The 13,310-nt window shown below is 52.6% G+C and carries 7 protein-coding genes; 5 read left to right on the forward strand and 2 right to left on the reverse strand.

Translation table 11 applies throughout. The features are described from left to right. Positions 1-3 precede the first annotated feature (3 nt). Genes ACW9IB_RS01135 through ACW9IB_RS01145 form a run of 3 tightly spaced genes read left to right on the forward strand, consistent with a single transcriptional unit; the run spans position 4 to position 4,048 of the window. On the forward strand, positions 4-1,524 hold the full coding sequence (locus ACW9IB_RS01135) for a tyrosine-type recombinase/integrase (protein ID WP_457411896.1): 1,521 nt from the start codon (positions 4-6) through the stop codon (positions 1,522-1,524). Continuing rightward, complete coding sequence (locus tag ACW9IB_RS01140; protein WP_457411898.1) at positions 1,511-3,628, forward strand: hypothetical protein; 2,118 nt, start codon at positions 1,511-1,513, stop codon at positions 3,626-3,628. The genes ACW9IB_RS01135 and ACW9IB_RS01140 overlap by 14 nt, the downstream gene beginning before the upstream one ends. Before the next feature lie 6 nt (positions 3,629-3,634). After that, a complete protein-coding gene (locus ACW9IB_RS01145; RefSeq protein WP_457411899.1) occupies positions 3,635-4,048 on the forward strand; it encodes a hypothetical protein in 414 nt (137 codons plus the stop codon). 50 nt (positions 4,049-4,098) lie between these two features. Here ACW9IB_RS01145 and ACW9IB_RS01150 read toward each other — a convergent pair whose 3' ends face one another. Then, positions 4,099-4,569, reverse strand: coding sequence for a hypothetical protein (locus ACW9IB_RS01150; RefSeq protein ID WP_457411900.1), 471 nt, complete (start codon positions 4,567-4,569; stop codon positions 4,099-4,101). A 544-nt stretch (positions 4,570-5,113) separates the two neighbouring features. Between ACW9IB_RS01150 and ACW9IB_RS01155 the strand changes: the two genes are divergently transcribed. Beyond that, the gene (locus tag ACW9IB_RS01155) at positions 5,114-5,392 is read left to right on the forward strand and encodes a helix-turn-helix domain-containing protein (RefSeq protein WP_457411901.1); all 279 of its coding nucleotides are present in this window, start codon (positions 5,114-5,116) and stop codon (positions 5,390-5,392) included. Positions 5,393-5,912: 520 nt separating this feature from the next. Here the strand turns inward: ACW9IB_RS01155 and ACW9IB_RS01160 are convergent. Then, on the reverse strand, positions 5,913-6,170 hold the full coding sequence (locus tag ACW9IB_RS01160) for a hypothetical protein (protein WP_457411902.1): 258 nt from the start codon (positions 6,168-6,170) through the stop codon (positions 5,913-5,915). 869 nt (positions 6,171-7,039) lie between these two features. Between ACW9IB_RS01160 and ACW9IB_RS01165 the strand changes: the two genes are divergently transcribed. Next, positions 7,040-13,309, forward strand: coding sequence for a hypothetical protein (locus ACW9IB_RS01165; RefSeq protein WP_457411959.1), 6,270 nt, complete (start codon positions 7,040-7,042; stop codon positions 13,307-13,309). Position 13,310 lies beyond the last annotated feature (1 nt).

Genomic DNA, 13,310 nt, shown 5'->3' on the forward strand with positions numbered 1-13,310 from the left:
GTCTTGCCTAAATCAGCCGATCACGAACAGGCATCACCCTCCTCCTCTCTTTCGGCCTACGTGTTCGAGGGCCCGGCTCTGGTTGCGATTCGAACTCGCACCAATGATCAGCCAAAGTACGTCGATACCCGTTTGCCGGTGTGGACGTGGTACGACGGTGGGCTCGCAATGACAATCGATTGGGCTTCGCTCCATCTGAATCCTGACATCATGCAAATTGCCAAAGCGTTCGTAGCATACTCACTCGAAAAGTACGCACCGTTAACGGCATTCAAGGCATCCGGAGTGTTTGGACAGCTAGCTGAAAGCGATATCTCATCCAAATTTCCTTGGACGATGCAAGAAGTGGTCACGACAGTAAGTACATGGCAAAAATTTCGCGAAAGCATCATTTTTTTTAGGACTTTCTATCGCTGGGCCCTTGATCGAGGAATATTAGGCTTCAATAAAGAAACATATCTCGCACTTAAAGAGATAAAGACAAGCCGCGTTGATCCGTATGAACGTATATTCCTATCTCAGTCCGGCTTAGCCCTTGATGAAGAGATTCGACTCCTTAAGCGCATTGAGCGAGAGCTTTTATCTGATTCCTGGGAGGAACTCCAGTTTAACATTGTTCTTCACTTGGGATTCGAACTCGCACCAAGGTCGATTCAATTTCATTCACTAGATATTACGGATTTTGAGTTCGTTGAAAGCGCTGATCATGAGAAGTACTACACCCTATGGCTACCTATGGCTAAAAAGGTCGGCCAGCGCAGACCTGAGCGGCGCCCCCGTAAAATAACCACCCGCCTGGGTGAGAAAATCTCACGGCACGTTGCAGAAGTTCAACGGCGCTTTGGTAGCGACTGCAAACCATTATTTGTCAGCCGTCATGGAAAGCGCCTTTCGGTTCAAAAAATCGGTTTAGGCCTCAAGCATGAGCTTCTTGAAGCAGGGGTAGAAAAGCCGAACCAGGTGAGCATGTTGCTGCGCCATCATCTTGGACAAGGGTTGGCGGATCAGGGAACTCCGGCAGACATGATTGCAGATCTACTGGGCCATAATAGCACTGTTGCAGCGCGTGCTTATGTGACAGCAACTCCCAATATTGCTCGGGTTAAAGAGAAAGCGCTAGGTAAGAGCCCTTCCTATCAGCGCATAATGCGGAGTTTGTTAACCGGGGAAGTCGTGCAACGTAGAGATACGGTTCCCGAAAGGGCGATCCGCGGCGTCATCGATACGCAATACATCGGGGATATAGGTGCTTGCGCCCTCCCTGTCCACACTCACTGCCCCTACAATCCCGTCTATGCCTGCTACACCTGCAAGAAATTTCATCCCTTTGCTGACGGCCGTCATGAGCAAGTGAGAGAGGCACTGCAACGAGAAGCTCAGCGATTCATTGATATGGCAGAACAAGCCGGAGACCTCATCCACAACCGGCCCCTCGCTCAGCATCAGATCACCATCCTGGCGGTAAGCGCTACGATTGAGCGCTGTCGGCAGCACACAGAGGATGACGCAGATGGCGCTGTCTAAGGCGAAGCAGAACCTCGAAAGCTTTATTACACAAGAACAGGCTATTTTTCGGTCATTACCGATTTCAACTCCGTGGTCGGAAGCATTTTGGAGAGTCGAAAATTGGCTACCGCAAAGGGATCCTGGCAAACATACACTTACCTTCGAGACCCACCGACAGTCCCTCGAGAAGACAGGTTATTCTGCCCCGAACAAAGGGCCACTCCCCTTAGCATTTCAAGAATTCAGTAAGGCCTTGATTGTATATCTGCAACGCACGCGAAATCTGAAGTTTTCAATGGTGGCTGCATACAACATTGCCGTCCGCCGACTCTATAATCCATTATTTGAGCGCGGCGTATCTGACCCCGCACTATTGACACAGGGCGATTTCGATCGTGTCGTAGGTTTTCTCCGTGAGAGTGGCTACAAAAATTTTTATGACGCAGTTTCTCATCTGCAAGTAATCGCGGATACGATTGATAGCCACCAGTTAACCGAGATCGCAATACATTTTGAGCATGATGCGAGACCAGAGAAACGCCGCCACGATTATATTTCATTACATGATCCCGATCGTGCAGAAAAACAACGAAAATCTAATGACCGACTACCTTCTCGCGAGGCGATGGAAGCGTATGCCCTATGCTCGAATAACCCCTTCAGTGAGGGCGAGGAAATCTTGCTGCGTGTGATCGATTTATTGATCGCAACAGGGCAGCGGGGTAATGAGGTTGCTGTCATACCCTTTGACTGCTGGGTCGAAAGAGAGATCAAAGATACAGAGGGAAATATTGTAGTTGATGCCCACGGCAAGCCTATACTTGAGTGCGGAGTAAGATATTTTGCAGAAAAGCAATTCCAATCTCGAGTGCATTGGCTAGCAGAGAGCGATATTCCCCTAGCGAAGCGTGCCATTGAGCGATTAAAAGCACTGACTTCTGAACAGAGGGAGATTGCGGCGTGGCAAGAAAACAACCCAGGACGTATATGGAAATATTCGCAAGACGAGCTTTTGACGGACGATCAGGTCATGGAGTGGCTGGGATTCAGTAACGAACAAGAGTACGGAAGAAATCTCTATCTGTATCTGACCCGAAATGGGATTTCCCCCCAAGATGGTGCATCCTCGTCGAAGGCGGGAAAGATAAAACGGCACAGATATTTGGCAGGTGACATTGAGCGCCTTATAGCTCCAAAACTCAAGGAGCACATGGCACTTACGGAGTACAATGCAGGCAAATATACCATTTTACTCAAGACCAGCGAAACACTCGCTATCGCTTTTGATGGTCAGTTTCGTTTCGGGGGGCGCGATGAGAATGTGTTTCGAGCGATTCCGCGGCGTGTTACGCTTATTGATATCAATCGAGCCTTGGGAGCTGAACCTAGGTATCCGTCGATATTTACGCGTCGCTCATTGCTCGAAGCAGATGGATCGCCAATTCGTTTGACCAGCCACCAACCACGCCACTGGCGCAATACCATCTATCAGCTAACAGGGATGAGCGACGTCCAACAAGCTCTGGCGCTGGGCAGGAAGAATTTAAAGCAAAATAAGTATTATCAGCATACGACTATTGAAGAGGATGTCGCTGAGCATCAGGAATTCTTAACGTTTAATAGTTATCGTGACCGCATTGACTTTCTTCATACAGAAATTAGAAGGGGGACGATGCAAGGGGCTCTGACCGATAGCTATCATGCACTCTTACAGAGCAAGGGTATTACTACCGCTGAAGCTTTTTTGACTATCCACGCCACGGCATTGCATGTGACTCCATTTGGTGGTTGTGTCCACGACTTCTCACAGGCTCCCTGCCCTAAGCACCTGCAATGCTGGAATGACTGTTCACATCTCCACCTGCTAGGGACACCATCAGAGAAGAATAATCTTCAACAGCAAGCGGATCGGCTAGCGGAATCCATCATCATTATGCGCGAAGCTGGTAGTGGTGAAGCTGGCAGTGACGTCTGGCTAGAGGATCAGGAGCACAAGCTTAAAAATTTGCAGAAAGCACTTGCAACTGATGTTGGGAAGGGCGTACGCCCGGTTTTTCCTTCAGGTCGCCCTATCACCGCTTCCAGGGTTACCCATCGGCGAAGCTCAGTTTCAGAGGAGTAGAAGCATATGGTAAAGAAGAAATTGTTGAGAGGAGCTCTTCTAGATGAGGCTATTGATGCCCTCCTCGCCGAGATGATCAGTTTGGGACTTGAATTTGCGCCTATATCACGCTCGGAGGTACAAAAGCGCCTAGGTTTAACGAGTCGTGGGACCTTGGTAGGTGAGCGAGGTGAGCGTATAGACCGAGCTAGAATTGCACAGCTTAAGGAGAGCGGAAAGGATCCTGATCACGAACGCCGTCGTAGAACATTTGAAGAGCGGATAAAGCACCTGCAGGCTGAAAATGCTGAATTGGTAAAGCAGCGCGACAAACTCTTTGAAGCCCTATGTTTTATTTCAAATATCTGTCTGGCGAAAGGATTAGATCTAGAGGAGGTTCTCATTCCGCTGCGCAAGAAATTCGACCAGGACTCCCTATAAAACTCGAATTACTGAGCGATGCTGCAAACAATTTTGTGTATGTGGTCTCGCTATTCTGAGTAACCATTTTTTTTGCCTGTAGTTGCTGCAAAGTGCCGGGTCTGATATTCGAGCAGGCTTTTCATCTGTATAGTTATATCTCCTTGAAGCCCCCACTCAAAAGCTTTTTTATCTAACTTATGCTCTCTAAATAGGCGCTCAGCTCTTTTTGAGGGCGCATGAATTTTTAGTCGAGCCTCTTGCAGCTTAACTATGCTCCTTAGTCCTTTTGCCTTACTGCGACTCAAACATGGAAAACTGATCATTCTATCCACCAGATATGTGGCCCTCCTTGCTTGCAAAGGACTCAAATCTTCACTCGACAATTCTTTGTTGACTAGTTTTTCAGTGTCAAGGTCCCCATACCAAAGCTCCAGTGCGAGCTTTTTCAAAAGCTCAACAGAAGCGTTGCTCGGAGGGTTCCTATAAAATTTTCTGAAAAGGGAGAGAAACTCCCCATCTGTTTTGCACCCTACCCCCATAATTCCTCCATTGTTTGGATTAGGCTTTTTTGTATATCACCCTATATTTTATGCGAATTTTCTTTTGGATTTGGCCCTCGCAGTACTTATGACCATTAGCCGTTCCATATACGTACGCTAGATGCTTATCATGATGATCCTGCGCCTCGCTCAAACTAATTAGATCTTCCATTTTCCAGTTCGCACTTAGATTTAACCAACCAGGGCTTACTAGCTGGACGCTATAGATCACCGTACGGACACCGGTATCTTGTCTCAGGAATTCCTCAAACAGATGGATATCCGCAATTAGTAGCATTCTACGCATTGGCAGCTCAGTATCTGGCTCAAGGCAGGATACATATAGCCACGGACAATGAAGAGCCTGCTCAATGTAGCGCCATACCTGGACCCCCTCCCCAGAGAGCGTAGCGACGTCAAATCCGCTTATCTCAGCCTGCTTGTGCGTTCTGAACATGGCCATCGTCGCCCAAAATGAACACTATAGATTGTAGTCCTAAAGGGCGCGAGAGGGCTTTATCACTCATTTTGCGAGATGAGCAAAATGGAGCTGAGGAAGGCCTTTGGCCAGGCTTTGAAACAAATCCGTACCAGCCGCGGCCTGACGCAGGAGGATTTCTCCGAGGTGAGCAGCAGAACCTACCTGAGCACCTTGGAGAGAGGACTAAAAAGTCCAACGCTGGACAAGCTCGACGAGATCGCGAGGGAACTGGATATCCATCCAGCATCCTTGCTGCTTCATACCTATGCTCTCCATCGCCCTGATCAGAGCATTGATCAGATTCTTTGTCGCGTTCGCGAGGAGCTTTCAGAGCTTTCGTGAGCCCAGCGCTGGATGCATTCAACAGCTGTTGTAGAACCGCAGGTATAGGTGCAGGCCTATGATGTCGTTGGCACTGGCCTAGTAAGTCGTAACCGATTTGTATCAGTCCTTTGAGCGAATTCGAGAAGCGATTTCCAACAAGTCGCGGATTTGTGCAGGATAGGCATTCCCGGCAGCACAATGCTCCTGGATGGTCTGCAGGCTTTATCGACCTTCGGATTTGGACTGGATGTGTCCCACGACACGCTCGAGCTCGCTTACTTCCAGCGCTTTCGCAATCAACGCATCAATCGCCAGGTCAGGCAGGCTGGTAAACAACTTGTCCTCCAGGGCACGCCTCTGTCCCCAGGTCATCGCTTGTCCGCCCCGCACCAAGAACGCTTGGGCGACTTCCGGGGTGCACACGGTAACCGAGAGCCAGTAATGCGGGACGCCGATTGTAGACGCTATCCGTGATACCGCCCCCGGCGTTTACATAGGCACACCCCTTGGCCAGAAATGAATCATGGTTAGCGGCGCTTCAGAACTGATCGAGCCCTCGAACCAGACCCACCGCGCTCGCCCCTTCACACGCGATGACTTGCTTCGCCAGAAAGGCCTCAGGGCCAGCTCGCAGGGTGCTCTGTACGTCGTTGCTGGTGCCAGCAACCAATATCAGGTGTCGGCCGGCTACTTTACGCACGACATACAGCTGGTCACCCGAGAGTTCGCGCAGGGCGACTGGGGAATGCGTGGTGATGAAAACCTGCAGGGGTTGCTTTGTATCCTTGGCGCCCATGGAGTCTAGGAATCGCAACAGGCGGTGAGGCTCAAGGGCACCAAAGCTATGGTCGCAGCGCCGGCGGCCATGCGCTGAAGACCCGCAACCAGTAAGCGTGACGAACCCGTGCCACGAGATCGAAGCGGTATGCCTACACTGTCATGCAGCGCAATTGCGCCACCACCGATTGAAACCGCATGGGCATCCAGCAGAGTCTTCATGGCCTCTACGCCATGATCATGACGGGGTCGTCGGGCATGATCATGGCGTCAAGTTTTCGCTTTATAGCAGTTAGTTGTCAGATGGCCTTATAGATGCCCTAAAAGCCTAGCGCGATTAGAAAAATCAGTGAGGTTCTACAAGGATGAAACGTTACACCGCCATTACGGCGAGTTAATCCGTTGCAGGCCGACTCCAGGGACAGGGTGTAAAGGCCAGCAAACACCGCAAAGAACTCGCGAATACAGGCCCGACGAACTGACCGCGCCATGGGTAGTCGGAAAGCCCACCATGTAGTAGCTTTAAGCTATCACGGTAGGTATACATTGTGCCATGTGTATCGCCCTCGTTTGCGCTCTCAACCTGCTGAGCCCCTTGGGATGCGTGTTCCGAAGCTGGGCAGGTAAGCCATCAATTTCATCCGATATGGATATCAAATGCAAAATTTGATTTTAGCTGTAGACGTTGACCGCTCTTTGATTGATCAGTTCTCCTCCGATGGTCTTGGGTTCCCTGACCAAACGATGTTAGATCCCGAGACCGGTGAGGCTGATTCGTCTGTGCTTGAGCATATGATTGGTATGACCCGTGCAGTCCGCCGGCGGGAACAGGCGAATGTGAAGCCTGGCTATCGGGTGATGGACTTCCAGAAGACGTCTATCGGGCGCTTGAAGCTGCTGCTCAAGGACATGTACAACGCTCAGCAGCGCTTGCTAAAGAAATCGAAGAGCATTGATGGTTTCCGAAGCTGGGAAAGGCTGATCTTCAACAAAATCGACGAGACATGGCCCGATCCGAAGGGGCCAGTTGTTGATCGGTTCAACAACCTGTCCCAAGAAGATCAGGAAGCCCTGGAACGCATGCTTGAATCGCGGCTCACGTGGGTTGATAGCGCCAAAAAGTGGGACGCAGCTCTGCGTGAGTTTGTTCAAGGCCGCTCGTATATCAAGCAGTTCGGTGGTCTGGTCGGGCTGCTGCTTGACCAACTGGCGAACTGGAATGCCTTCAGCGAAGAGGAGCGAAGCGCACTTGCCGACGGTGCCTACGCGGTTGCGACGCCGTTCGGAAACGACTTGCTGGGCATCTTCATCACTCTTCAGCCCGAGTTGATGGAGCACTACTCAACGCTGCTCAAAGATGAAGCGAGAGCAAGGCAGATCGGCGAACAACATTTGCTGGATGAAGCGGAGGACGATCAGGCTGTCGGCCCCCCCGAGGTTGACGCCCCGTTAAGTCTGTTTGGACTGTACAGCGAATTGTTCCAGCTAGCTCAGCAGGCGAAGACGGACTCAGGAAATCTCCACTACGCAGAGCAAATCGAGGCGCTCATCACCGCCAATCTTCCCCGCCTCAAGCAGGAGTATGCGCTGAGCGAAGACGCGGTTCGTAGGATTCTCGCTGAATGCATCGATGTTTTGATCAGTATCGGTAGTGATCTCTCACTCCAGTATTTCCAAGACGAATCGTTCCTGAACGCCTTCAGAATGGCTTGGCTGGAATACTTCAACGAGCGGCTTCAGGGAGAGGTCGCTGATAGCTTCCTGGTCGACTTGACCGAGGAGCGAGAAACAGAGTCGACCGACATCAAGACCCGTCTGCAAGAGGCAGAAGTGGTTACTGCCCAAATCGAGAGCGACCTTTCAAATTTCTATGAAAAGCTCAAGGTGGCTAACTTTCGCGAAAAAAGTGAGCTGCGCAGCAACATCGCCGAAGCAGAAGAGTCTCGGGTCAAGATCAACAGGCAACTTCAGGAGGTTGAACAGGAAGGCTGCGACCTGCTGCTGCCACCAGGTTATCGTCTTGAAACACTGGATGTAGACGCCCGTGATGTCTTGCTGACACCGGGGATTTATCACCCGTCGGCCAAGGCAGCGATTGAGGCCTGGTCGAGTCAACGGCCCATCGCAGCGGCTATTGCTGAGCACGCTCGTCCAATTGAGATCGAGCCTGAGCAGCAACCTTACGAAGCCTTGACTTCGCCTACTTCTGCGGAATGCACGCCAGATGTTGAGGCGACGCTCGACTTGCGACTCGGCGAGGCTGCACCGGAGGTAGAAGCGAAGTCGGTAATCGAGCCAGAACCAGAACCGATCTGTGACGGCGGTGATGAAGGCACTCAGCAGCCCGTCCCAATTCAACCAGCTCAAGTTGAAGCTGAGGATGACCACACCTCTGAGCCGGAAGTTGATACTGAATCACTTGCTGAGCCTGACGAACCTATCTCGCCTGATCTGGCGGAGGATGAGGTAAATGTCTCGCGGTTTTTCAATAAACCAACGGAAGCCATAGACCGACTCGAACACTGTCAGCAAACGATGGATGTTCTACCCGCGATCGCCGTTGAGAACATCGCGTTACTCTGGCTCAAGCGTGGTCACCTGCCGCTGGCTAGCAAGACATTGGAAATCGGACGGCGAATGGAGCTTGCTGGTGACCTGCTGTCGCTGTCGCTTGTGCAAGCGGCTTATCATGGCATGCACGTCTGGCGAGGAGACTCGGCAACCGTCACTCGGGTTCAGCAGCAGCTGCACCAGCTGTCTTCAGAGATCATTGAGAGCTGGAGCTATCGGCGCCCTGGAGGCCGCCTAGTTCCCTACTTGGTGCTCGCCGCTACCCTGCAGCCCACGCTGTTCTGCGGGATGATGACTAATGCCTCGCGCTTGCTCGCCTCCGTTGCCGGCAGCTTTGATGGGCCTGTCGCCAAGCTGATTGATGAGGTCGTTAGCTTCTCCAGTCACAATATCCGTTTGGACGTCGACACCCTGCGGGAGCAGCCTGCCAGCAACGACAAGGACGTACGTGAGAAGCTCGCTGCGCGCCTGATTGAGTGGCAAGACCGCATCCAAAACAAACAGACAGGCTGGGCACCTGCTCGTAAAGCGATGAAAGAATGCCTGGCGCGTGACGATTTTGAGTCGACCTATCAAAGTATCGTCAGAGACGATGCATCGCGGCTGGATGAGGTGCGAGCTTTTGCTGACATATACCGCGACAAGGATGAGCAGTCGCGCCTAATGACGGCTGAAATCCATAGGATGATGAACGAAAGCACTGCCGCACCTCAGATCGAAGGCAATGCTCGAAACTGGTTCCTGCGTTCAATCGATGAGATCGTCAACGTCGCTGACCTGTGGGTCGAAAACCACAGCTTACTTGGACAACGCACCAGCGAAGTCACCAAATTCGCACCTCGCCTGCTCACTATGCTCACGGCAGCTTCAGCTCATTTGGAACAACGATTCCAGAGCACCGAAGACCCAGAGCACCAGGCCGGTTTGCTGCTCGCCATTACAGTGCTCCAACGCATCAGCAGAGTTGGAGAACGCCATGAGGAGATCATCTGGGAGGTCTCGCGAATCAATGGCTGGCTACAGTGGCCTACAGAGTGGCTGGCCAGCAGCACTGACGACGACGCCCGTGCCCAACTAACGACGCTCATGGAGTTACTCGACCAGGGCTTGAATGAACTGGCGCTCGCCGACGAGGCGCTGAAACGCAAGAACTTCCGGCACGCCCTTCTTCTGACGCTCAACCACCAAGATGGTAACAAGAGTTCGAAGGCGGACAGCATTGAGGCAATCAAGCGTTTTTTCCTCGAAGAGGTTCATCGTTGCAACATACGAAGCGATCAGATGCGGGGGCTGCTGGACAACGCCAACATTGCATCCTTGATTGATGACGAACGCCACTACCAATTGTGCGGCGAATTGGAGCATCTGCAGGATCAGCTCAAAAGCCTGCGAGCGTTAGACGACCTCAGCGAAATTCACAGCAGCCTGGACGACCTCGAATCCGGCGTAGTGAATAAATTCACGGCCAAAAAAGAGCAGCTTGAAGCTGCATTGGAGGCCTTGGTTAACCAGGCTCTGGTTGACCGCGGCGTGGACTGGGTCCCCGCTACATGGCTGGAGCAGATCCGAGCGGCGCTCAATTCCCACGATACGACCGTAGCAGAGGAGATGCTTGAGCATCTCAAGCACTCCTTGGACAAAGGAGAGCCGCTGCAGAGTGATACCGAGTCTGGAACAGAACTCCTCAAGCGCTTCCTCACGCTTGAGCCCCAGCTCCATAAGCTGTTGAGTGGGAATCACAATCCCCGAGAGGTTGTCCGTCAGCTTTCCGGAGCTACCGTAGAGGGTTTGTCTCTGGACAGCTTACCCAACCACTTCAAGCTAGCCCTTGAAGGTTTGATCGACTTGCGTCGCCGGGTCAAGACACTGGATAAAGCGGCCTACGACGAATTGGTGCACGTCCTAACCGCGCTGGGTTTAGAGGCTGTCAATCCAGTTTTCAGCAATGCTGTTGCTCAACGGGCAGACTTTTCTGCACGCAGCCGCATCGCGCAACTTACCCTGAACGTGAAGCGCCACGACACGGGCCGCGGCATTGTGTTCTTCAGCGAACGATCCGATGAACAGCCCATCAACGTATTGCTTGGGAATGGCGAGTGGACGATGTCGGAACTCAAAGCACTGCTCACCGAGCAGACCCAGTTCCTTCACGACCGCACAGTGTTTATCTCAGCCAAAGAGCTGTCGAACGACGAGCGTAATGAGCTGGCCAAGTTCACCAAGCAGACGAAGCATGTGCTGCTGCATGTTGATCCTGTCTTGTTGACCATACTCGCAGGACTTGGCGTATCGGATCACCAGCGACTCAAGACGTTCCTGCAACTGAGCTTGCCCTGGACGTTCAGCAATCCGTACACCGGCAACCAGATGCAGCCAGCACCGCCCGAAATGCGGTACGGACGCCAGAATGACATCAAATCATTGACCACGATGCGCAACGGCGCCGCCATGATCTTTGGTGGTCGTCAGCTGGGTAAAACGACGTTGCTCAATGAGACGCAACGCCGCTTCAACAACCCTGATCAGCGTCATCATGCGTACCTCTATCAAATCGACGGCGATCTGGATCGGGCAAACCTGTCTGGCAATGAGCTGGACAAGCATCGTTATCGTGTTTGGCAGTTGATCTACCAATCTGCAGTTAGCAGCGGACTGGTGAAGAACTCCTACCCTTCCGATGCTGACCGCATGGTGGATGAACTGAGAGCGTACTTCTCCAGGGACAACTCCGACGCGCTCATGGTATGCCTCGATGAGATCGACCTGATTCTGGGGCTTGATGCGGCGAATGGCTTCCGCATTTTCCGGGAGCTCAGTGGCTTGGTGAACAACAGCAATGGCCGGTTCAAGATTGTCATTGCGGGGCTTGAAAACGTTCGTCGTTTCGCTGATGCGCCAAACTACCCCCTGCACCAACTGGGCAGCGCAATCCAGGTCTCGATCATGAGCCCGGCTGAGGCCCTGCAGCTCATTCGCGAACCGTTGAGCCATCTGGGTTATGAGTTCGAGTCGCCTTTACTGGTAAACCGAATTTTGGTGGAAACGAACCGCCACCCTGGCCTGATCCACATCTACTGCCATGAGCTGATCAAGACATTGAACGCTCGACATAACCGCCGGGTGGGCTCAGTCTCCATCAGCGCCGATGACGTTGAGCAGATCCGCAAGGATCCGGGCATTCGACAACTGATCTGCGACCGCTTCGACATTACGCTGAACCTGGATCTTCGCTACAAGCTGATCGCTTACAGCCTGATTTCTCAGAGCACCAACAGCTACTCAGCCAGTCGGGCGAAAGTGGTGGTACAGGAATGGGCACCGCATATCTTCGGGCCGATGACGGACGCACAGTTTGAAGCGTTCCTGGATGAGCTGTGTGGCCTTGGCGTACTCCAGTACATGCGACGCACCGAAGGTGGTAAGGAATACGCGCTGCGCAATGCCAATATTCTAAATCTCGTGGGTGGCCAGAAGGACATCGAGGATAAGTTGCTCGCCGCGGTGGACGCGATCAACGAGAACGACCCGTTGTCAGCACACGCATTCCCACTCAGCGCGACACGCCCTTCACCACTCACGCTGCGTGATGAGAAGCTGCTCATCAGTGAGGAGATTGGAGAGAAGCCTGCGCTGGGTGCCATTGAAGCGCGCTCCTCCAATTATTCTGTCGGCATCATCACGGGGTCTGAAGCGCTGGGGCTCGACCCTCAGTGGATGGTCGAATCACTCCTGGCCATAGGCGAGGAGGAACCTCCACTGAGCAGCAACCAGAAACCTGGACGCTACTCTCCGTTTCATCGACGTGATACCGACCTCGGCTCGGCCAGTGAGTTCAAGAAACTCCTCGTAGACGTGATCCTAGACGTTCAATCGCTGCGCAAAAACATCATGCTCTTCGTGGAGATCACAGGTACGCAACCTGTCAGTACGATGCTGGATCTGCTCGACATTGCTCACGAAGCGCGACTTAACACCAACGTCAAACGCCATCGCGTTCGCGTCATCTTCCTCATGTCGCCCCGCGCGCTGTGGCAGTGGGAGTCGAACCCACAGCTCACACAAGCTCGCGAAACGATGCAGCCCTTTATCGCCCTGGATATCTGGAAACGGACGGCGCTGGTTCACCTTCTGAACAAGCTCAACCTTGAGAACACGTCGACGTCCACCGACATCTTGGAAAATCACAGTCAAGGCTGGTACTTCTCCTTGGATAGGCTGCTCGCGGCGAAGACTAAGAAAAACGACGTGATGAAGGTAGATGGCTTCGGCCCAGCCTACACCCCCTTGCTTCAAGCCAAAGCCAAGAGCATGGAAGAGTTTCTCGGCAAGACAGGCCTGACCGCAGTCAACTGGGCACGCCCGGTGTTGAGCGCACTCTGTGGGCAAGAGCGTTTCGATGAAGAAGACTTTGCGATTAGCCTCTTGTGCCACCATGCGGACATTGACCCGCAGCAAGCCCTGCAGTGGCTGACCCGCTTGCGGCTCGTCATTCCTTGCCCAGGTGGGATGAAGCAAAACGTCTATCGGCTACCTGAAAGCATCAAGGCGGCCCTGCTGATCAAGGCCCCCCAAGAAGCCAAGGCCTAAT

It is taken from the genome of Pseudomonas sp. SDO524_S393 (genome assembly GCF_054071875.1).

Coding starts and splice junctions, on each gene's coding strand:
- ACW9IB_RS01140 (WP_457411898.1), top strand. CDS start 1,511: ATGGCGCTGTCTAAGGCGAAGCAGAACCTCGAAAGCTTTATTACACAA.
- ACW9IB_RS01145 (WP_457411899.1), top strand. CDS start 3,635: ATGGTAAAGAAGAAATTGTTGAGAGGAGCTCTTCTAGATGAGGCTATT.
- ACW9IB_RS01150 (WP_457411900.1), bottom strand. CDS start 4,569: ATGGGGGTAGGGTGCAAAACAGATGGGGAGTTTCTCTCCCTTTTCAGA.
- ACW9IB_RS01155 (WP_457411901.1), top strand. CDS start 5,114: ATGGAGCTGAGGAAGGCCTTTGGCCAGGCTTTGAAACAAATCCGTACC.
- ACW9IB_RS01160 (WP_457411902.1), bottom strand. CDS start 6,170: ATGGGCGCCAAGGATACAAAGCAACCCCTGCAGGTTTTCATCACCACG.